Source organism: Bacillus sp. 220_BSPC (assembly GCF_001054655.1).
GTDB lineage: Bacteria > Bacillota > Bacilli > Bacillales > DSM-1321 > Peribacillus > Peribacillus frigoritolerans.
Genome location: NZ_JVPL01000023.1, coordinates 11,365 through 33,294 on the forward strand (window position 1 = coordinate 11,365; position 21,930 = coordinate 33,294).

20 protein-coding genes are annotated in these 21,930 nt (G+C 40.2%); 9 read left to right on the plus strand and 11 right to left on the minus strand.

What is annotated here, in order from left to right; translation table 11 throughout:
* Nucleotides 1-137 precede the first annotated feature (137 nt).
* The 4 genes from ptsP to ADA55_RS01630 all read right to left on the minus strand — a co-directional run bounded on the left by ptsP (nucleotide 138) and on the right by ADA55_RS01630 (nucleotide 3,740).
* The gene (gene ptsP, locus ADA55_RS01615) at nucleotides 138-1,856 is read right to left on the minus strand and encodes a phosphoenolpyruvate--protein phosphotransferase (protein ID WP_048678209.1); all 1,719 of its coding nucleotides are present in this window, start codon (nucleotides 1,854-1,856) and stop codon (nucleotides 138-140) included.
* Nucleotides 1,856-2,122: a phosphocarrier protein HPr gene (locus ADA55_RS01620; protein ID WP_034314127.1), complete on the minus strand. Its 267-nt coding sequence runs from the start codon at nucleotides 2,120-2,122 to the stop codon at nucleotides 1,856-1,858. The genes ptsP and ADA55_RS01620 overlap by 1 nt, the downstream gene beginning before the upstream one ends.
* Before the next feature lie 203 nt (nucleotides 2,123-2,325).
* A complete protein-coding gene (locus ADA55_RS01625) occupies nucleotides 2,326-3,111 on the minus strand; it encodes an ABC transporter permease (protein ID WP_048678211.1) in 786 nt (261 codons plus the stop codon).
* Nucleotides 3,111-3,740, minus strand: a complete 630-nt coding sequence (locus tag ADA55_RS01630; protein ID WP_048678246.1) for an ABC transporter ATP-binding protein — start codon at nucleotides 3,738-3,740, stop codon at nucleotides 3,111-3,113. The genes ADA55_RS01625 and ADA55_RS01630 overlap by 1 nt, the downstream gene beginning before the upstream one ends.
* Nucleotides 3,741-3,919: 179 nt before the next feature.
* Between ADA55_RS01630 and ADA55_RS01635 the strand changes: the two genes are divergently transcribed.
* Nucleotides 3,920-4,738, plus strand: coding sequence for a thermonuclease family protein (locus tag ADA55_RS01635; RefSeq protein ID WP_053087352.1), 819 nt, complete (start codon nucleotides 3,920-3,922; stop codon nucleotides 4,736-4,738).
* A gap of 465 nt (nucleotides 4,739-5,203) precedes the next feature.
* Here ADA55_RS01635 and ADA55_RS29070 read toward each other — a convergent pair whose 3' ends face one another.
* Nucleotides 5,204-5,365 (minus strand): hypothetical protein, encoded by a 162-nt coding sequence (locus ADA55_RS29070; protein ID WP_153246083.1) that lies wholly within the window; start codon nucleotides 5,363-5,365, stop codon nucleotides 5,204-5,206.
* A gap of 113 nt (nucleotides 5,366-5,478) precedes the next feature.
* Between ADA55_RS29070 and ADA55_RS01640 the strand changes: the two genes are divergently transcribed.
* A complete protein-coding gene (locus tag ADA55_RS01640) occupies nucleotides 5,479-5,973 on the plus strand; it encodes a sigma-70 family RNA polymerase sigma factor (protein WP_048678213.1) in 495 nt (164 codons plus the stop codon).
* Between the two features lie 47 nt (nucleotides 5,974-6,020).
* Here the strand turns inward: ADA55_RS01640 and ADA55_RS01645 are convergent, their stop codons facing one another.
* A complete protein-coding gene (locus ADA55_RS01645) occupies nucleotides 6,021-6,215 on the minus strand; it encodes a hypothetical protein (RefSeq protein WP_048678216.1) in 195 nt (64 codons plus the stop codon).
* A 452-nt stretch (nucleotides 6,216-6,667) separates the two neighbouring features.
* Here ADA55_RS01645 and ADA55_RS27860 point away from each other — a divergent pair, with 452 nt between their 5' ends.
* Nucleotides 6,668-6,844, plus strand: a complete 177-nt coding sequence (locus tag ADA55_RS27860) for a YkvS family protein (protein ID WP_064505160.1) — start codon at nucleotides 6,668-6,670, stop codon at nucleotides 6,842-6,844.
* Between the two features lie 192 nt (nucleotides 6,845-7,036).
* The gene (locus tag ADA55_RS01650) at nucleotides 7,037-7,663 is read left to right on the plus strand and encodes a hypothetical protein (protein WP_048678218.1); all 627 of its coding nucleotides are present in this window, start codon (nucleotides 7,037-7,039) and stop codon (nucleotides 7,661-7,663) included.
* 52 nt (nucleotides 7,664-7,715) lie between these two features.
* Here ADA55_RS01650 and ADA55_RS01655 read toward each other — a convergent pair whose 3' ends face one another.
* The 3 genes from ADA55_RS01655 to ADA55_RS01665 all read right to left on the minus strand — a co-directional run bounded on the left by ADA55_RS01655 (nucleotide 7,716) and on the right by ADA55_RS01665 (nucleotide 11,550).
* Entirely contained in the window at nucleotides 7,716-8,756 is a 1,041-nt protein-coding gene (locus ADA55_RS01655; RefSeq protein ID WP_048678221.1) for a membrane protein, read from the minus strand.
* Between the two features lie 434 nt (nucleotides 8,757-9,190).
* Nucleotides 9,191-10,885 carry a M3 family oligoendopeptidase gene (locus tag ADA55_RS01660; protein ID WP_048678223.1) on the minus strand — a complete coding sequence of 565 codons (1,695 nt, stop codon included), beginning with the start codon at nucleotides 10,883-10,885 and terminating at the stop codon, nucleotides 9,191-9,193.
* A gap of 227 nt (nucleotides 10,886-11,112) precedes the next feature.
* A complete protein-coding gene (locus ADA55_RS01665; protein ID WP_034314147.1) occupies nucleotides 11,113-11,550 on the minus strand; it encodes a MarR family winged helix-turn-helix transcriptional regulator in 438 nt (145 codons plus the stop codon).
* A 156-nt stretch (nucleotides 11,551-11,706) separates the two neighbouring features.
* Between ADA55_RS01665 and ADA55_RS01670 the strand changes: the two genes are divergently transcribed.
* The 3 genes from ADA55_RS01670 (at nucleotide 11,707) to ADA55_RS01680 (ending at nucleotide 15,415) form a co-directional block, all read left to right on the plus strand.
* On the plus strand, nucleotides 11,707-13,203 hold the full coding sequence (locus ADA55_RS01670; RefSeq protein WP_161798611.1) for an ATP-binding protein: 1,497 nt from the start codon (nucleotides 11,707-11,709) through the stop codon (nucleotides 13,201-13,203).
* Nucleotides 13,204-13,346: 143 nt separating this feature from the next.
* Nucleotides 13,347-14,570: an MFS transporter gene (locus ADA55_RS01675; protein ID WP_048678249.1), complete on the plus strand. Its 1,224-nt coding sequence runs from the start codon at nucleotides 13,347-13,349 to the stop codon at nucleotides 14,568-14,570.
* Between the two features lie 113 nt (nucleotides 14,571-14,683).
* Nucleotides 14,684-15,415 carry a ZIP family metal transporter gene (locus ADA55_RS01680; protein WP_048678228.1) on the plus strand — a complete coding sequence of 244 codons (732 nt, stop codon included), beginning with the start codon at nucleotides 14,684-14,686 and terminating at the stop codon, nucleotides 15,413-15,415.
* 295 nt (nucleotides 15,416-15,710) lie between these two features.
* Here ADA55_RS01680 and ADA55_RS01685 read toward each other — a convergent pair whose 3' ends face one another.
* Both ADA55_RS01685 and ADA55_RS01690 read right to left on the minus strand, forming a co-directional pair.
* On the minus strand, nucleotides 15,711-15,953 hold the full coding sequence (locus ADA55_RS01685; protein ID WP_048678230.1) for an aspartyl-phosphate phosphatase Spo0E family protein: 243 nt from the start codon (nucleotides 15,951-15,953) through the stop codon (nucleotides 15,711-15,713).
* A 469-nt stretch (nucleotides 15,954-16,422) separates the two neighbouring features.
* The gene (locus ADA55_RS01690) at nucleotides 16,423-18,582 is read right to left on the minus strand and encodes a PAS domain-containing sensor histidine kinase (protein WP_048678232.1); all 2,160 of its coding nucleotides are present in this window, start codon (nucleotides 18,580-18,582) and stop codon (nucleotides 16,423-16,425) included.
* 276 nt (nucleotides 18,583-18,858) lie between these two features.
* On the opposite strand from ADA55_RS01690, the gene ADA55_RS01695 reads away from it, so the two are divergent.
* On the plus strand, nucleotides 18,859-19,884 hold the full coding sequence (locus ADA55_RS01695; RefSeq protein WP_048678236.1) for an acyltransferase family protein: 1,026 nt from the start codon (nucleotides 18,859-18,861) through the stop codon (nucleotides 19,882-19,884).
* Nucleotides 19,885-20,089: 205 nt separating this feature from the next.
* On the plus strand, nucleotides 20,090-21,850 hold the full coding sequence (locus tag ADA55_RS01700) for a B12-binding domain-containing radical SAM protein (protein ID WP_048678239.1): 1,761 nt from the start codon (nucleotides 20,090-20,092) through the stop codon (nucleotides 21,848-21,850).
* Nucleotides 21,851-21,930: the final 80 nt, after the last annotated feature.

Below are 21,930 nucleotides of genomic sequence, written 5' to 3' on the forward strand. Positions count from 1 at the left end.
GCTAAACAACTGTGCTTGCTTTTTATTTACCCCCATTTTGGTGCAATAAACCATTTTTTCTTTAAATTAAACAAGAATTACAGGACAGCACCCCATCCGAAGGTTCTAATGGATGGGGTGCTGTTTTCCTGATTTAATTATTTCTTCAAAGCGTTAACAACCGCTTCTTTCACATTATCATTCGTGTCCAGCCCTAGAACTTCCTGAGATAGTTTTTTCATCTCTTCAAGCGAAAGTTGGCTAATTAAAGAACGTGCTTTTAAAATCGAAGTGGCACTCATTGAGAATTCATCAAGGCCCAATCCGATTAAAATCGGGATGGCCACTTCATCTCCAGCCATTTCCCCGCACATTCCGGCCCATTTCCCTTCTTTATGAGCTGCATCTATGACCATTTTAACCAAGCGTAAAATCGCTGGATTGTATGGTTGATATAAATAAGATACTCTCTCATTCATTCGGTCAGCGGCCATCGTATACTGAATCAAGTCATTAGTGCCTATGCTGAAGAAATCGACTTCCTTAGCAAATATATCCGCCATCACTGCAGTTGAAGGGATTTCAACCATGATTCCGACTTCTATCTTTTCAGCAACTTGAATACCATTATCAAGCAATTCCTGCCTGACTTCAGCCAAGACTGCTTTAGCTTCGCGGAATTCAGCCAGTGTGGCAATCATCGGGAACATGATCTTCAAGTCCCCGTAAATGCTTGCACGAAGCAGGGCACGGAGCTGGGTCCGGAATATCTCCTGCTCATTTAAGCAAAGGCGAATCGCACGGTAGCCTAGGAAAGGGTTCATTTCCTTAGGAAGCTCTAAATAAGGCAACTCCTTGTCTCCGCCTATATCAAGCGTCCTGACGACTACAGGCTTCCCTGACATTCCTTCCAGCACCGCTTTGTATGCCTCGAACTGTTCTTCTTCACTTGGAAAGTCATTTCTGCCCATATAAAGAAATTCCGTACGATATAACCCGATGCCTTCACCGCCATTTTGATGTACGCCCTCCAGATCTTTCGGCGTGCCAATATTGGCTGCCAATTCCACATGATGGCCATCATTCGTAACGGTTTTTTCATGAACAAGTTTCGCCCACTCAGCTTTTTGCCTGGCATAGGCTTCCTGCTCCTCTTCGTAGCGTTTCACGAGTTCAGGAGTGGGATTGATGTGGACTTCACCCTTTAACCCGTCAATTATGACCAAGTCACCATTTTCAATGGAAGAGGTCACTGACTTCGCTCCAACGACTGCTGGAATTTCCAATGAACGGGCCATTATGGCTGAATGGGATGTACGTCCACCGATATCGGTCGTAAATCCTTTAACATATGCCGGATTCAACTGTGCTGTATCGGATGGAGTCAAATCCTCCGCAATGATGATCACTTCTTCAGCAATCATGCTCGGATTAGGAATATGAACACCTAAAAGATGTGACAGCACCCGTTTCGTGACGTCACGGATATCCGCTGCTCGTTCCTTCATGTATTCATTATCCATTTGTTCAAACATCGTAATGAACATGCTTGCGGTTTCATTTAAAGAAAACTCTGCGTTGACGTTTTCTGATTGTATTTTATCCTGAATTGGAGTGATAAGTTCCGGATCAGCCAAAACAAGCAGGTGCGCGTCAAAGATTGCGGCTTTATCGGCCCCTAGATCCTTTTCGGCTTTATCCCTGATTATTTCCAATTCATTTGTTGACTTTTGAATAGCTTCCTTAAAACGGGATATTTCAGCCCCGACATCTTCTATGCTTCTTTTTACAATCGATAAATCTGGCTCAGTCAGTCGATAGGCTTTAGCGATGGCTATTCCGTTTGAAGCTGCTATTCCACTAATCAAAGTGGACATTATTCTGCTAATCCTTCTCTGTTCAACGTTTCAGCAAGAGTGTTTAGTGCATCGTTTTCATCGCTTCCTTCAGCAGAAATCGTAATTTCCGCCCCTTTGCCGATACCTAGGGACATTACCCCCATAATGGACTTAAGGTTCACTTTTTTCTCTTTATATGCAAGGTTTATTTCTGAATCAAATTTTCCTGCAGCTTGTACAAGCAATGTTGCCGGACGAGCGTGAATTCCTGTTTCTGCAGTTACTGTAAATGTTTTTTCTACCATATAGATCAATCTCCTTTAAGATAAATTAACAAAAATAGGTTATGTAAGGGGTTTTTCTCTATCCAAATGAAAAAAGAAATGCCCTTTTCCTTATCAGGATAGCATTATCATTCCCAACAAACAAACCAAAACTATTGGTACCTACAAAATAGTACAAAAATATAGATGGAACTGCAACTATTACTTTTCAGATTCTTCAATGATTAAATGGACAGCTGCGCATTTTTGGTGAAAAAAGCCCTGAAACTCAGCATAATGAAGAGGGCCACCGTTAATGAAACACTTCCGAGAATCCCAATCAAAATCGCAATCTGGTACTCAATAGCAATTAGCGGGCTTATCCCCGACATGATTTGCCCTGTCATCATTCCTGGAAGGAAGATAATCCCCATCCCGAGCATATTGTTCAAAGTCGGGAGCACAGCCGAGTCGAATGCAGCATCCACATATTTCTTCACAGCCTTTGCTGGAGTCGCTCCAAGCATCAACATCGCTTCTACCTTTTCACGATTACCGCTAATCCCATCATGGAGGTTTTTAAGCGCCAATGTCACTCCGGTCATGGCATTCCCCACGATCATCCCTGCAATTGGAATGAAGTACCTCGGCTCATACCATGGCGTGAAATGGATCACGACCACATTAAAATAAAACAAGGCAGCCATGGGACCTGACAACATACTTAAGATAACCATCCTCTTGATTTTCTTATTAAGAGTATGGGACACTTGCTTAAAAATATTATGGATGGAAAACAGGGCCATCGCACATAAAAATCCTAAAGAAAGTATCGGGTGGGGATTTTCAAAGATATATGTCAAAACATATCCTGCGAGAATGAGTTGGACAGTCATCCGCACCGTAGCGAGCATGATTTGCTTTTCCCGTGTAATCCCGCGCCATTTCACGATTATGAGCAGAATCACTACAAACACGTAGGCCGCACAAAGACGCCAGAACTCAATATCTATTATCCCATTCGACTCCATTAATAGTCACTCTCCTTCGCCTTTTTCAGAACGATCCTCTGTTCAGCACACATATCCGCCAGCTGTTTTGAATGGGTTATCATGATGACCGTTCCTTTTTCCCGCTTCACTTTTTCTAAAAAACGGCCCATGACCGTCAGCTCGGCTTCCTCATCAAGGGCTGAAGTCGGCTCATCCAGTAAATACACCTCGGGGTTCAATAAAAGTAACCTCGCCAGTGCCAGTCTCTGTTTCTCCCCGCCAGAAAGATTCTCCGCACTCTCGTCTAAGGACTTCTGCAACTGGACGGTTTCAAGTGCTTTAACCAATTCTTCTTTATCCTTTTTTTCCCGTTCTGTCAGTTCCAGGCCAATCTGAAGATTTTCTTCAATCGTACCCGGTAAAGAGAATGGTGCCTGAGAAAGCATTGTGACTTTACGCCGGAGCTCTATCGGGTTGAATTCATCCAGCAACTGATCCTGATAATAAATCGAACCGCTATCCGGGTCATCCATCCTGTTCAATAATCGTAGCAGTGAGGTTTTTCCTGCACCGCTCTCCCCAGTCAAACAAGTTACCATATACGCCGGTATTTGCAAATCATCAATATTCAAAATCCCTTTATATTTAATATTTTCTAGCCTGAATATCATTTTACCCGCCTGCCTCCCTTACTCCACCATATCATTATAAGAAACTATCCTGATCTGGGGTAGCGATGCATGTAAAGATTTTCATTTTCTTTCACATTTTTATAGGTTAGTATTATTCCTGCCGAATATATCCATGACTGATGTGGAAAACACCTTAATAAATGGAGGGACTTATCATGAACGGAAATTCCTTTTTACATTCTTACCTGAATGTTTTTCTCCTTACTGCGCTTTGCCTGATCACGTTGTCTGGCTGCCAGGCAGCTTCAGATAACCTGATCAATCAATCCAAACAGGAAGATTCACTTTCCAACGAAGACACCCAATCCAGTGCGGACTCTTCAAATGAAGAAAAAGGCAAGACATTCACAGCCGAGATCATCAAAGTTATTGACGGAGATACAGTCAAAATCAAAATGACTAATGGAAATCAAGAAACGGTCAGGCTCCTGTTGATAGATACTCCAGAAACCGTGCACCCATCCAAGCCCGTTCAGCCTTTTGGACCTGAAGCAAGCAAGTTCGCCAAGGAACTCATGCCTTCTGGCTCTAAAGTGGAAGTAGAAACCGACATAGGTGAAAGAGATAAATACGGCCGGCTGCTGGCCTATTTTTATGTTGATGGTAAAATGGTGAATAAACTTCTGCTGGAAAAAGGACTGGCAAGGGTAGCCTATGTTTATGCACCGAACACGAAATACCTTGATGAATTGGAAAATATTCAAAAACAAGCCCAACAAAACGAAATCGGTATTTGGTCAATCGAAAATTATGCAACTTCAAAAGGGTTTGATGATTCGAAGTCAAAAGAAGCATCCGTGGAAAAGCCCATTGGGTCTTGCAATAACCCGCAAATTAAAGGGAATATAAATTCCAAAGGCAATAAAATTTATCACATTCCTTCGGGCCAATATTACGAAATAACTAAACCAGAAGAAATGTTTTGTACTGAAAAAGACGCACAGGATGCTGGATTCAGAAAATCGCAAAGTTAACAAATACGGTTTTTATAAAAAAAAGATCGAGTGGATTTCAGAAATCCGCACCCTTTCCGACGACTGCAAAAACTAGTCTTAAACAGGGTTCGAAATAAGACGAGCCAGCAGTTTTTTCTTTTAAAACACCAAGTTGATTGGAACGGAAGGGACGAGACTCCTGCGGGAAAGCGAGGCAAGGGAGACCCCGCAGGCCCGCCGAGGAGGCTCCCCGACCGCCCGCGGAAAGCGAGTGCCTGAAGTGGAAATCTAAATTTTACACCGCCTCAAAAAAACTCTGGACAAAAGGATTTCTATCTTTTAAAACAAAGTTGATTGGAACGGAAGGGACGAGACTCCTGCAGGAAAAGCGTGGCAAGGGGAGACCCCGCAGGCGCAAAGAGCGCCGAGGGGCACCTGGAACGCCCGCGGAAAGCGAGTGCCTGAAGTGGAAATCAACGTTGAACTATAAAATATATCCTTGTTTTAAATGAGGCCATTCCAAACTCCCTTTTCGACAAACGGTACATCATGTTTCGGCACATCCAATCTTTGGATGTGCTTTTTCATTTGCTCCCACACACTCAACATTTCCTTAATTATCCTTTTCTCATCAAAAAGGTTCTCTTTAGCTCCTTTAAAACCCACTTGTTATAACCGCCATTTTTCGGTTATGCCATTTGGCTTTATCCGATCGATTTATTTATGGTAGAAGCACCCGGGAATACAGGAAAGTGCACTTTCTAAAGGTGACTTGCTTAATGAAAGATTTCTCAGCGCTAACGGAAGAATTCACCCCGATGATCCATCATATTATCCGCTCACTTTCCATCTATAAAAATAAGGAAGAATATTTTCAAGTAGGCTTGATCGCTTTATGGGAGTCATTAGGGAATTTCAATGAAGAATACGGACAATTCTCCAACTATGCCTATACGGTAATCAAAGGCAAAATTCTGAACGAATTAAAGCATCATCATAAATATGAAATCCGTACCGAACCCTTTGATTCCTTCCTATTAGAGATGATTAAAGATCCTTTTTCAATGCATGAAGAGGCCTTTGCCATCGATAATGTATTAACCTACACGGAAGGATTGACACTGAATCAGCAACGCTGGCTTTTACAGACATACCTTGAAAATAAAACCGTGACTGAAATCGCTGAGATATATCAAGTCACTGCTGCAGCCGTCAAATCATGGAGAAGGTCCGCCTTAAATAAATTAAGGAAACAATTGATTTTTCCAATATAAATAATTTGGGGTGGCTCAATCATGAGCCACCCCAAATTATACATCCATCAACTTCTCGCTTCTTCTAAATACGTATAAATTATCACACCGTTATGTTGAGCATTCCCCCGAAAATGTTTAAAGTCATCCCTATTGACAAGAACCTCACGAAAAGCTAAAAATTCTTCTTTTGTTATCCGGAACTCTTCCATTTCCCGATTTGCCAATTTATCGAGTACTTCTTTTGCTTCCTCTGCATTCATATATTATCCTCCTTAATTATCGAATGTTCCATCATTTTCAGACAGGAGAAATTCCGTTTTCATTTTAACATAAGCTTGCCACTTAATATAAATTAGAATTTTTTGTTGCCCACTCACTACATTATTCTTTACGAATGCTTTAAAATAGTGCAAACTGTATATTAAAATATCATAATGTAAAATGATTGGCATTTTTTGTACATATAATTACATACTGGTACGCATAACTGCGTTTGCAAGATATACCAAATTATGCCACATTTTCACAACGCTCCATTACAAGAATCGTACCTCCTTTTAAAAGTTTAGCTTACTGTACCGACATAAGAGATAACTAATTCTCTTACTAGCACTTCCCACGTCAAAATCTAAACGGCAAGATGTTCGAATAATCCAATTACTCCATTGTTACTTTTTGATCATTGGAAACAAAATGGGAAAGGATGATTACCATGAAGAAAGCGGAAGTTGGAAATATCATTGAATTTAGAGAAGGCTTAAAAGGAATCGTCGAGAAAGTGAACGAGAACTCAGTAATCGTGGACGTCACGTATATGGAAAATTATCGTGATTTGGAGCTTGAACAAAAAACAGTCGTAAACCATAAAAATTATAAAATCATAGGATAATTCAATTTATCAAACGGGATGGTTACTAGATGACCATTCCGTTTTTCACTTTTTAGCAATCTTCCCATTCGATTCCCCCGCTTTTTGTAACCATTTCCATTTCATGCCGTCTAATTCATTAAAGGGCAAAGCACCTGTATGTGATGCAGGAATAACAGTTTGAAATTTCTATCAGAAAGATGAGGGAAACACATGACTTGTTGGACACGTTATATTGGCAGTGTCACATTCGCCGCTTTTCTGCTGACTGGCTGCGGTACGGCCACAGACGAAAATGCAGATGAGCCACAGGAAGATTCAATAAAAGATGAGAACGGAGGCAATACTTCTCAAAGGGGCAATCGTAATAACCGAAGCGATAACAAAATAAGACTGATGGAGCAAAACCTGCAGTATACAATGAACGGGGAAGCAAAAGAAAAAACAGCATTCCTAAAAAAAAGCGATAATCAACCGTTCAGCCTCTATGTTTTGCAACAATTCAAGCTAAGTGCCGAAGAACCAGGAAAAGATATTGTGTACCTGATTGAAGATGACTCCATTTATATGAGAATCGAATTGTTGAAGGCCGATGTCAGTTGGGATGAGGTGGAAGAAAATGTTCAAGCCCAGCTGAAAAGCATTTCAGAAACGATTAGGGATCCTTCACTCGATATCGGGAGCGGCACAGGATTTGAAGTGGAAAGTGGGGATGATGTCATCACTTCCATTTTGCTCAAGGATGAAAAAGCACCCGTCCGCTTAACTATGTTCACGAAAAAAGATAAAGATTACCGGGATGCTTTTCTAGAGATGGCTAAGACGCTGATGAAAGGGTGACCATTGATTTCCCCCTGGTACGGAGGGCTAGGGTCAGGCCCCCCGTTCTCCATTACTCCTTGCCTGCCTTGCTCTTCCAGACCAGCACTAAAAAAAGGAGGCTTATGTATCCAAAAACCGGATAAATATATCCTAGTAACCTTCCATATCCGAATTCACTAATGATTAAAGCTATTAAAAAGATCACCGCTATGATCAGTATGCTTGGCAATTTAATATAACTGCTGATTTGCCTCTGTAAGCCATATATGTTTCCGATGACCGAAGTGAATATCTCGCCGTATATCACCAAAATGAACATCCAATACAACTGACTGGCCGCCGTTCTCATAATAACTGCTGAAGGAATTTCATAACGATTCACATCAGGAAGTGTCATAAGTGAAAAATGCCCCGTCAATAAAATGATGGTCAGGAATATCCCTCCAAGAATTGCTCCATGCTTAATGACCTTCTCATCTCGAACTTCATACGCAACCGGAACCAGCACAGCCTGTGCCAAAGCCAGGTTAAAGGCTGTATAGGCAAAGGGGGACAAAATCATTTTCACGGTGATCACTTCATCCGGAACTTTTGTAAGGGTCTTAAAGAAATCCACATTACCTAAAGTCGAGAAAAAAAGAATCACGCTAAAGCAGATCATGATTGGTACAACAAACGAGTTCACAGTGAAAACACCGCGCATGCCCATCATCAGGACCAAGGATGCCAGTATGATCGTAGACCAACTTCCAATACTTTTAGGCACGCCAAGTTGTTCTTCAAAAACGGCTCCTGAACCCGAGATCATGACAGCCGTCACCCCTAACAGCATGATAAGGAAAAAGAAGTTGATGATTCCAGCTATTTTCTTGCCAAAAAGAAATTGATTGAACTCCTCATAAGAAGATGCTCTGATCCTTGCGGAAATGAGCATGATTTTCGTGCCGGTGAAAATGAAAATATAACCTGCTATTAAAATCCCGATAAAGCCATAAAAACCATAACGGGTAAAAAACTCGACAATCTCTTTTCCAGTTGCAAATCCTGCACCGACGACTGTGCCTACATAAACCGCTGCAATCTGAAAACTCCCTGACCACCTTGACAGCATACTCTCCCCTCCTCCCTACATTTATATGTAAGGAAGAGACATTTAAGACAAGCCGAGCAATATTCCTTTCGTCAGCTGTTTTTTTCCTGGGTTACATCCTCTCATCGTGCAGTCTGAAACCCCCTATGCATTTCACTGTGAAGCATCATTCCGAACGCATGAAAGATCTTAAAAAAACGCTTGGAATAATCTCCAAGCGTTCAGACTGTAAACTAATTAATAAACGTACCAGTTTATTCCAGAAATTAACTCCCTTTCCGCTGACTGTCTTTCATGCCGCATAACTGCAAGCGCCTGTGAGGTCTCGGCTAGTCAGTGATTCGACAGGAGTGTCGCAAATTTCTTCAATCCAATAATGTTTCTTTCTATAAAAAAAGTGTTCATGAAGGATAACCAAGTCTTCTTTTATAATCATGGTTCGGATTTAGATCATTTCATAATGCTTTATCATCAACAGTGGAGAGCCATTCGTCTATCACCTTCACAACGGACTGTACAGTACCGTCAACAAACGGGGATTTTAGATTCGCAGATTCAACGAGATCAAGGAAGGACTTGCTGCCTCCAAGTTGGCACAGATTCAAATAATCCTCCCAAGCCGTTTCATCTTTTTCAGTCGACCTTTTCCAGAATTGGAAAGCACAAATCTGGGCCAATGTATAGTCGATATAATAAAAAGGTGATTGATAAATGTGGCTTTGCCGCTGCCAATACCCGCCATTCTCCAAGAATTCGTTTCCTTCATAATCGCGATGCGGCAAATATTCCATCTCGATCTTACGCCAAGCCTGCTTCCTTTCAACGGGGGAGGCATTAGGATTTTCATAGACAAAATGCTGAAATTCATCAACAGCTACCCCATACGGGAGGAATATGAGGGCACCGCTTAAATGGGAAAACTTATATTTTTCCGTATCTTCCTTGAAAAATAGCTCCATCCATGGCCAAGTTAAAAATTCCATGCTCATCGAATGGATTTCACATGCTTCATATGTTGGCCAATAATACTCAGGAATGTCAAGATCACGGCTGCGATACACTTGGAATGCATGACCTGCCTCATGTGTCAAAACATCAATATCCCCGGAAGTACCGTTGAAATTAGAAAAGATGAATGGAGCTTTATAGTCTTCTATAAAAGTACAGTAGCCACCGCTTTCTTTTCCTTTTTTCGCCACAAGGTCCATCAGGTCATTATCAATCATATAGTTGAAAAACTGATTCGTTTCAGGTGATAATTCCTGGTACATCCTTTTCCCATTATCTATGATCCACTCAGCATCGCCTTTTGGAATGGCATTACCCGTTCTGAAATGAAAATTCTCATCATAATAGTTCAGGTTCTCCAATCCAAGACGTTCCCGCTGCCGTTCCTTCAGCCGGGTGACAAGCGGTACCACTTCCTCTTTCACCTGCTTGCGGAATGCAGCAACCATATCAGCATCATAATCAGTCCTTGTCATTCGATAATACCCAAGTTCCACAAAATTCCCATAACCCAGCGCTGTCGAAATCCCATTTCTCACCTTGACAAGTTCATCGAATATACGATCCAATTCCTCCTGCTTTTCTTCAAAGAAACCGTAATATGCCTCACTTGCATTTTTCCTTAACTCACGGTCCGAGGACTCCATAAAAGGCTGAAGCTGCGCAAGTGTTAATTCTTTTCCATCAAAGTGAATTTTTGCAGAGGCAATTAATTGTGAATACTCACTTGATAATTTATTTTCTTTTTGCAGTTGTGGTATGATTTCGGGCGTAAAGGTTTTGAGTTGGGCCTCTGCCAGGTCAAATAGTTGAGTTCCCCATTTCTCCTCAAGCTCCTTACGGAATTTCGAGCGAACGAGTTCATTGTAAAATTTCGAGGTCAATTCTTCCATTTCAGGGGAGAAGTCATCTAAGTAATCATTCTCCGCTTTATAAAAAACATCATTGGTATCTATGGAATGCCGGATATAGACCAAATTAAACATCGTACCTACATAATTTCGAATTCCGTTTATTTCTTCCATGGCTTTTATTTGTGAATCGGCGTTTGCAGCGTCCGTAAACTTTTCCAAAGCTTTCATGAACCGGGTTTTAATTTCATCCATTTCAGGACGTTTATATTGATACTCATTAAATTTCATATGTAGGCTCCTTTTCGAATATAAAACATTTTTTCTGTATAAACCAGAGTGACGTTATCCAATCGGATTCGTTTCCAAGAAACATTCACCATTATCACGATTATCTTAATGTAATTTATTTCGCCACTGCGTTATTAAAAACCTTTTTATGTCGCTAAAACAAATTCATGTTTTATCAGACATAAAAAAACAGCACCTGTAGTCAAATCAAGGTGCTGGTTCTTTAGCTAATTTTGAGCGGAATACCCAATTTTTTTAAGCAATTCAATCACGGTCGCCTTTTCATCTTGCGTAAGTACACTCATGATATCATCGATTCTTTTTTCATGCTCAGGAAAAACTCCTTCAATAAAGGCCTTTCCTTTATCGGTTATCTTTGCAAAGGTTACACGGCGATCCTCTTTACATGCTATGCGCTGCAGATATTCCTTCTGTTCAAGTTTATCCACGACATAGGTAATGCTGCCACTAGCTAGCAGGATCTTTCCGCCTATTTGCTGAAGAGGCTGATCCCCTTTATGATAAAGCAATTCCAGTACTGCAAACTCAGTTGGATTCAAACCCTCTTCAGCTATATGTTTATTAACCACATCATTAATGGATCGATGAGCTCTAGACATCACAATGAACAGTTTCAAAGACTGTTGGATGTTATTATTCTCCATAACTTCACAACCTTAAAAATTATTAATTAAAATATCTTGAATTAAAAGTTATTATATGACATAAAGGATTTTTTGTCAATCTGCCCTGTTAGTATGCACTATTGTTTAATCAATCATTTTGATATACTTGAAAAAAAAGCTAAAGTAGTGACAAACATGAAAACGAGGCATAAATTCACCACATATCTACTTATTGTTATTTTACCATTAATTTTTCTCTCTATCATTTATTGGATTCATTTAGAACGTTCCCTTCTAAAAGAAAGACAGGAACAAGCTGAATGGGCGGGAACGGTTTATCAAGAATACATAGATCAAGTTATAAGGGAAACGAAGGAAAACCTTGAGCTGCTTAGCCTTAGCAGTTCCGTGCTTTATATGGATGACAAAAAAACCGAACTGCTTATGAACTGGATCAAAGATACAGATTCCAGGTATGCCGGAGTATATTGGCTAAATCGCGACGGTGTTTCCATTTCGGGTACGAATAAGAATTTCCATCATTACCATTTAATCGAACAAAATGATATGGAACGTGCAGTGAAAACTCAAAAAGCAGTTGTTGCAGGAACAAAGGAGCTTTATAACGCTCATTTTAATTATTTTTCCATTTTTGCTCCCATACTGGATCAAGCTAAAAAAGTGCAAGGGTTTTTATTGGCACATATCAGGCTGGATCATATGGAAAAAACATTAAAAATGCTCAGCCCTGGTCATACCTTTATATTGGAAACAAAGGACAAAACCCGAATTTTAGATATAAATGCCGAGGGATTCAATGGACATTCAACATGGGTGGATGTTCCTTTGACCGAAGTCGATTGGACACTGTCCGTCAAAGTGCCCGACAAGATTAACACAAATAACATGAATGTTTTTTTAATGCTTGTTTTTTTCACCTTCTTTATTACTCACATGATTTATATCATCATGGAGGAAGTGATCGTTCGCAGGCATGCCAAAAAACAAAAATTACTAAATGAAAACCAAAAAATAGATTTTGTCGGTACATTGGCTGCAAGTACTGCACATGAAATAAAAAACCCACTTACCGGCATAAAGGGGCTAGTACAGTTACTGGTTGAAAAACACCCTGAGGAGCAAGATCAGTTCTATTACTCTGTAATCATGAAGGAAATTGAACGGATCAATAGCATCGTCAGCGAATTTTTGATTTTAGGAAAGCCAATGGTACAAACTTTATCCTTATATGATATTCGCAGTATCATTGCTGAATTGAGACCAATAATAGAATCAGAAGCACGTCACTTCAATATTGAAGTGGAATGGAATATCATAAAGGAGCCAATCCTGGTTCATTGTACAAAGGACCAACTCAAACAAGTCATTCTCAACATTGCCAAAAACGGTTTCGAGGCCATGGAAGTTGGGAAAAAGTTAAGGATTCGTATTCACCATGAAAATGAATGGGCTAAAATCATGATCATCGATAACGGGCAAGGATTGAATGAAAAAGATATAGGGAAAGTGTTCGATCCCTTCTATACATCGAAAAAAGAAGGAACGGGATTAGGGCTATTTGTGTGTAAACGAATCATTGAATCTTTTAACGGCACCATCGAGTTTTCAAGTAAACCTCTGGTCGGTACAACCGTTACAATCAGCTTGCCGCTTATAAAAGACCACACTTAGCAATACTTTGAAGAGTTTTCGGTTTTTTCATGAAGACTAGTAACGATCCCGATTTTTTCAAGGTGTCATGCATACGGTGCATGCTTCTTGAATCTATTTATGGAATAGGTAAAAATCTTAATCAGGAAGAAGGATATATACAGATGGGAAGTATCGCTGCCATTAAAACAAAACCGCAAAAACAAGATATGACTCTGAAAATCATGATCATCATAGGCATATGCCATTTAATGAATGATTCTCTTCAGGCCGTCGTACCTGCCATGTTCCCAATCCTCGAAAAATCAATGTCGCTTTCGTATACACAGCTTGGGATGATTGCATTCTGCCTGAATATCGTCTCATCGCTCCTGCAACCGGCAGTTGGGTTCTATACGGATAAAAAACCATTTCCATATGCATTGCCCATTGGGTTGACCAGTACTTTAATCGGGGTCATCATTCTCGCAATTGCCCCAAACTATACCATTATCCTTGGTGCAGTCATCCTGATGGGCTTAGGGTCGGCCATATTCCATCCGGAAGGCTCCAGGGTTGCCTACATGGCAGGCGGACCAAAGAGGGGCCTAGCACAATCCATTTATCAGGTCGGCGGGAATAGCGGGCAGGCACTTGCCCCACTCATCACAGCCATCGTACTTGTTCCATTTGGTCAGAAAGGCGCACTCTGGTTTGCCCTGGTTGCCTTAATGGCCGTTATCCTATTGCTGTATATTGCCAATTGGTATTCCCAAAAATTAATTCACTTCCAGCCTAAGAAGCTTGCTGCAAAAATAATCAATAAAGAGCGGTCCCATAAAGTGGCCAAAGCCCTGGTATTGATTTTATTCATAATCTTTGCCCGTTCCTGGTATGTATCGTGCATGACGAACTTTTATAGTTTTTATTTGATCGAGCAGTATTCATTCACGATAAAAGCCGCACAATTTTTCCTATTTGCCTTTTTGGCAGCTGGTGCTGTAGGTACATTTTTCGGAGGCCCGCTTGCTGATAGATTCGGACGTAAAAACATCATTTTCTTTTCTTTCGCTGCCAGCATGCCTATAACCGCACTTTTACCATTCGTACCTCCTACAGCCGCTTTTATCTTATTATTGATAGCGGGATTCATTATCATGAGCAGTTTTTCCGTCACGGTAATATACGCACAGGAATTGGTTCCGGGAAAAGTCGGTACGATGGCAGGCTTGACCGTAGGTTTAGCCTTCGGAATGGGTGCCATTGGATCCGTTTCATTGGGAGCCATTGCAGATATAATTGGAATTGAATCCATGATTAAGCTAGTGGGATTCCTGCCATTACTGGGGATCATCAGCATATTGCTACCGTCTGATCTAACATTGAAAAAATGGTATGCAGAAGATTGATGCAAAATGGTTTTTTCCAGGAACATATTCTTTATGTCTAAATACAATGAATTATTGTTTCACCCAAAAATTCGCAAAGAAGTAACGATAAGTACCTTACAAAGGAGAAATTTATGAGTGGAGTTTTATTAGGCAGCATCCTATCTGCTATGTCTACAGGGTTTGGTGCGTTACCAATCTTGTTCATTCAAGGTTCAATCACACATCGATTCAGAGACACGCTACTGGCATTTACCGCTGGAATCATGATGGCAGCTTCGTTATTGAGCCTGATCCCGGAGTCTCTGGCCACCGGAGGGTATATTCAGCTAGTAATTGGGGTTTTTCTCGGGGTAATGACATTAACGATCATGGAACAAAACATTCCTCATATCGATCTCAGCCATACGAAAAGTGGTATTCAGTTCGATGAAAAGGCTTTGCTCATCATCACTGCCATTACACTCCATAATATTCCTGAGGGGCTATCTGTCGGGGTCAGTTACGCCTCTGATACAGCTGATACAGGTAACTTGATCGCTTTTGCCATAGGCCTGCAAAATGCTCCGGAAGGCTTACTGGTCGCCTTGTTTTTAATTAATCAAAAAATCGGTAAACTCACAGCATTCCTGATTGCAACCTTAACCGGCACCATCGAAATAATTACGGGCTTACTGGGTTATTATTTAACCTCTTACATTGGGTTCCTGGTTCCATACGGCCTAGCTTTCGCCGCCGGGGCCATGCTTTTCATCGTTTATAAGGAATTGATTCCCGAAAGCCATGGGGATGGTAATGAACGCACATCCACCTATTCCTTCATTATCGGCCTTTTGTTCATGGTCATATTATTGGAAGTTTTATAATTGCGGGACTTCCATGGCTGGCTCAAACAAGTGAGTCAGCTCTTACTTTTTATTTATCAGTGTAATCCATTCAGAAAAATTAAGACTTCTAAACCAATCCGATGCATGAAGGACACCTTCTGGTGGCCTCCCCTCGATATATACCCCAAATCCAAAGGAAATTCCAAAGATATATTCTTGTTTATATAAGTCTTTCTTTATTTGTTTTCAGATATGATTCATTTCACCGGAAATCACACAAAGCTGATTGTCTCTTGCCTGTTAATATAAAAAGTCATGGGCATTCCATTTCCTTCTAAAAGGAAATGTCATCATTAAAGGGCTGCTGTACAATAACAACCATTTCTTCGCGCTTATTTCTCACTTCCACTGATGAATGATGTTGAAGGATCAGGTACTCATTTATAAGTTTGTCAAGCTGCTCACTTTGGCGAAGGGTATACTCATGGCCAATTCCATACATTTTCGCCAACTCCATCATTTCCCAACGCTTCATTCGAATCTCAGAACAAATTTCCGTTGCACACCTAGAATTCATAACTACATTCACTACTCCTGCCCTTTTAAAGTTACATTATAATAAAGAAGTATTACAAAATATGCCTTATATGTAAATAGATTCGCAAAAAAAGACAAAACTTCTTAAATTGCGATATGGCTTTGTCCATCAGCAGACAGGATATGACGGAAATTCCTAAGCATAAGCATCATATATTGATCAGGAAGATTTCATATGAAGACAGCTCCGAAAATCGCTTTGAAAGATCCCCCCATTTGGATGCTATTATTAGTTTTCGCTTATTCAATTCGAGCAGATAATTTCTCAATGATTTAAAAGCAGGACAGCCCCTTAAGTGAAGGGGAAAAATGTTTATCATTATTACAACCCTCATTTGAAATCCCAGGATAATAATGATGGAACAAAAAAGGAATCCGATAAAGGATCCCTAATGTAATATCCATGCTTTCCGTTAACTTAAGAAAGGTATAGAGCATCCCCTTCTACATTACTCGAATGGCAAATAAATATGAAAACTCGTCCCTTTTCCCACTTCGCTTTCCACTTCTATATAGCCATTGTGTTCTTCAATGATTTTATAGCTGACCATGAGCCCCAGCCCTGTTCCCCTATCCTTCGTCGTATAAAAAGGTTCACCCAATTTTTTTAGCATTTCCGTTGAAATCCCCATGCCTTTATCGGTAATTGAAATGCAAACGTATTTCTCTGAAAATCGGCTTGTTTTAATGTGAACAGACCCGCCATCCGGCATGACTTCCAATGCATTTTTGATGATATTAATGAACACTTGCTTTAACTGGTTCGCTTCACATAAAACCTTACATTCATCATCTTCAAAGTTTGTCTCGAATTGAATATTTTCCAACAGTGCCTGAGCGGCCAGTAATTCCAGTGTCTCTCTCAATATGGTATGAACATCCTGTTTGAAAATTTTTAGCGCCTGCGGCTTTGCCAGTACCAAAAATTCCGTGATAATGGTTTCGATTCGCTTAATTTCGGATGTAATCACATGAAAATATGTGGAAAACTCCCCTTTAACACCGTCCTCAAGCAACTGGATAAAACCTTTTAAGGCTGTCATTGGGTTCCTGATTTCATGAGCAATACCTGCCGCCAATTCACCAACGACATTCAAAGTATCCGATTTACGGATTTGTTCCTGCATCTCGAGATTTTTACTCACATCACGGAAAATGCTTAAATTCAGGTTCGAATATAAATTTTTCCTCGTCAAAAATTCAATATGCTTAACTCTTCCATCTTCGAATGTTATCGGAATGATGGAGGAGTATACCTCATGCTTATAAACATTTTCAATATGAGCATTCAAGACTGGAGCATTTTCAGGAATTTTTTCGATGAATCCCTTAACAGATAAAGAAAGCAGTTTGCGCTTCGAAATCTCCAATATTTTCTGACCCGCTTCATTAATATCCGTGAACCCTTCATGATTCCATAAAATCAGGCCGTCTAATGTTCCCTCAAAAATCTTCCTGAACTTCTTCTCACTATCCCTTAATTCCTTCTCAATCAGCCAGCGCTCACTGACATTTCGAAAGATCGTTACGTTATATCCGTCACCTTCATGTTTTTTTGCAGTCAATTCCAGCAATTTAATTTGGTTATTAGGCATTTTATAAATCAGCTCACCCCGCACCTGGGTGTCTCTTTCAAATGTTTCCATCATCTGACTAAAATGGTGATTGTTGCTGTAAACGTATTTCCAGATATAACTGCCAATCAAATCCTCCCTGCTGGATTCGAATATTTTACACGCTGAATGATTGACCCGAAAAATGATCCCGTCATCATTCCAGAATATGATTGCATCCATGGACTGGTCGAATAATTCCGCAAAAATCCGTTCGCTCGTCTCTAACTTTTTTTCTATTATATTTGATTCTGTAATTCTTCCAAGCACAGACATATATAGTTCATTTCCTACCGTTGAACTTATCGAAAAAGTAAAATGATGCAGTTCATCCCCGACCTTTATCTCTACCTCCCCTTTATAGTTCGACTCATCAAAGGCTCTTTGTATGCTCTCATCCCAATATCCCCTATAATCTGGGGAGATGAGGTCCCTCATATTCTTACCGACAATCTCTTTTTTCGGAATGCCCAAGGCATGGATAAAGGCATGGTTCACTTCCATTATTATTCCTGAACTGTCGAATAGAACGATGCTTTCTATGGCTGTATCGAAAATGTCCAAAAACATCTGTCTTGACATCCCTGTTTCCCTTGACGAAGAAACATCCAATGTCACATCCACCAAACGATAGAACTGCTGTCCTTCGGAAAGTGATCCCATTCGTATAAACTCTATTTGCTTAAGGGCTCCGGTATGTAGCTGGATAATTTGCCTTTCACTTTCATTCGAGGTTTTTAGGGTGCTTGACACTTCCTGGTTATTTAAAGGGATGACATCGAGAAAATCAGTTATCCTCATGGACTCCAGTTGATCTTTAGGTGTTTCCAGCAGGGCACAGGCGGCATCATTGGCATAAGTGAGACGCAGTTCCTCATCAACCCTGATATAAGGCTCTGACATTGAATCGAACATATTCAGAAACCCTTCGATCTGTTTATTCAATTTTAAAATTTCCTGTTTATATTCCGTTTCATTCTCATAACCGATATTCATATTAACCCCCCTCATCAAAACCCATGCCTACCCAACTTTATTCGACATCCATCTTGATTTTCCTCGGTATTTTTCGAAAATCAGCGCAAACACCTTTATCCAAAATTAACCTATATATCAAATGATAGTATATTGAATGCTGTAAAACTTAGCGTTAAGCTTAATTTAAGGTTTTTATAATAAATTTAATAAATAATGATTTAGTACAAGGTATTTAGGGAATAAGAAATAACAATGCTTTCTAGCTACCTTAAAATTTATTAAATGGAGGCAATAATGAAACAACGTGATTTTTTCTTCGATAACGCCAAGTTCATTCTCATGGCATTTGTCGTCTTTGGTCATTTGCTGAATACGTATATACATGACAGTGAAACGATATATGCTTTATATAAAACCATTTATTCCTTTCACATGCCTGCCTTTATCCTTGTTTCAGGATTCTTTGCGAAAGGTTTTTATCAAAAAGGGTATTTGGGTAAAATCACTAAAAAACTGATTTTACCCTACATCATTTTCCAATTGATATATACCGTTTACTATTATTTCTTATATGAACGTTCTGCCATCACTGTAGACCTGCTTGACCCCCAATGGTCGCTATGGTTCTTGATCAGTTTATTCTGTTGGAACATCATGCTGCTTGGTTTCTCAAAGCTAAAGCCATCGGTAGGCATAGGTTTATCTTTAATAATCGCATTATTGATTGGTTATATAGACAATATTTCCAATTACCTTAGTCTCTCCAGGACATTCGTTTTTTTCCCGATGTTTTTGATCGGGTACCATTTAAGCAAGGAACATTTAAAAAAACTATTCACTCCCAAAGTTCGTTGGGCATCACTTATTGTCATGTTAGTGATTTTTATCGGTTTTTATTTAAATACCGATATTAATTATAAATGGCTGCTCGGTTCGAAACCATATGCCGAACTTGAAGATGCGACAATCGTGTCCATGTTTAAACGCCTAGGATTTTATGGATTGAGCATCATTTCAGTGTTCAGCTTCCTTTCGTTCATCCCACGCAGACAATATTTCTTTACGAATTGGGGTAAACAAACCCTTTATGTGTATCTGCTGCATGGTTTCTTCATTCGTTTCTTCCGCGAAAGCACCATACAGGAATACTTCAGCAATACAGAGAGCTTTATCATGCTCGCAGGACTCTCTTTCTTGATTACCGTGTTATTATCAAGTGAAATGATCGCTTCCATGGCACAGCCGATCATCGAATTGAAGGCGACCAAAACAAAACGATTCATGACTAAAACGAAAGACTATATTAAACAAGCTTTTTAAATAAAACGGATGAAGCATTTCCTGCTTTATCCGTTTTTTCAAATTCGATTTCTTATCCGACTTTCAAGCAGTAAAGATTCCCCCTTCAATACCATAACTCATTTTTCAAATGGAGCACGCTATGGTAAAATTACTCGTTAGTGCTTGTTGGCTTAAAAAGACATGTACACGAAAGGAGCCAGGCGTTTCTTTTACGCCCTTTAACATGAATATAATAATCAGTACTCTTAACGCAAAATATATCCATACATCGCTATCCATCCGATATTTAAAAGCTTACGCCCAGCCTGATTATGATGTCCAGCTGGCAGAATATACGATAAAAGATCCAATTATGAACATAGTTGGTGACCTTCATTCCAAAAAACCTGATGTCATAGGGTTCAGCTGCTATATTTGGAACATCGAGGAAACAATGAAAGTCGTAGCCATGCTAAAAAAAATCAACCCGGAATTGGTCATCATTCTCGGCGGACCTGAAGTCACCTATGATGTTGGGGAATGGCTTGATCAGATTCCCGGGGCTGATTTCATCGTAATCGGTGAAGGTGAAGTCACCTTCAAGGCCCTTTTATCTGAAATTGAAGGTTCGAAAGACTATAAGAAGATCGGCAGCATTGCGTACCGACAGAATGGAAAAAAAATCATCCAGCCTCAGAACGGCAAGGTTGATTTAAAATCCCTCCCTTCTCCATATCGTTTGGAGGAAGACCGCGGCGACCTACCTAAACGTGTCACCTATATCGAAACTAGCCGAGGTTGCCCGTTCAGCTGCCAATTTTGCCTTTCATCGATTGAAGTGGGTGTCAGGTATTTTGATCGTGAAAAGATTAAAGAAGATATCAGGTACCTTATGGCTAATGGTGCAAAGACCATTAAGTTCGTTGACCGAACCTTCAATATCAGCCGAAGCTATGCCATGGAGATGTTTCAATTCTTAATCGATGAGCATCTTCCCGGTGTGGTTTTCCAGTTCGAAATCACGGCGGACATCATGCGTCCGGAAGTTATCCAGTTCTTGAACGACAATGCCCCTGCAGGACTGTTCCGGTTTGAAATAGGGGTACAATCGACGAATGATCATACGAATGATCTAGTAATGAGAAGACAGAATTTCGAAAAACTGACCAGGACCGTAACCATGGTAAAAGATGGTCAGAAAATTGATCAGCATTTAGACCTTATTGCCGGTTTACCGGAAGAAGATTATCATTCTTTCCGAAAGACCTTCAATGATGTTTTCGAGCTTAGACCCGAAGAGATGCAGCTTGGTTTCTTAAAGATGCTTCGTGGAACCGGCTTACGGATACGAGCCGATGAACACCAATATATATACAGCGAACATGCTCCTTATGAAATATTGGGGAATAATGTTTTATCCTTCGATGACATTGTCCGGATTAAACAAGTTGAAGATGTACTTGAAAAATACTGGAACGATCATAGAATGGATCATACTACGGAATATCTTGTCAAAACGGTATTTCAATCACCGTTCGACTTCTTTCAAGATTTCGGTACCTATTGGGATGAACAAGGGTGGTCACGAATCGGCCATCAGCTTGAAGACTTGTTCAGACGTTTACAGCAGTTTTTGGCTTCCCGGGAATCTTCCGAACTGAAAAACATTATCGGACTCATGAAATTGGATTATTTCATGAATCAAAAATACAAACCACGTAAACCTTGGTGGGAAGCTTTATTAGATAAAAGTGGTCGGAAAGAGATATATGAATATATTCTCAATAAGCCTGAACAGCTTGGTTCCTCTTTCACCGCTTTGGCCCTAAATGAAAAAGAAATACACAAACACACGTTGCTCGAGGCACTTCCCTTTGATTTGGAAACGTATTTAGCCGAGGGAACAATCGTCGATAAACCTTCATTCATGCTTGCCTATTTTGATCCGAGTGGTAAGGGATCAACGATTTTCCCTCTTTCAAAATCCGGCAGCATCATGCTTTAATAATAAGGACGGACCCAAGGCTGGGTCCGTCCAGTTTGTAGACAAAAGGGGTTCGGAATTAAAAAATTCTGAACCCCTTT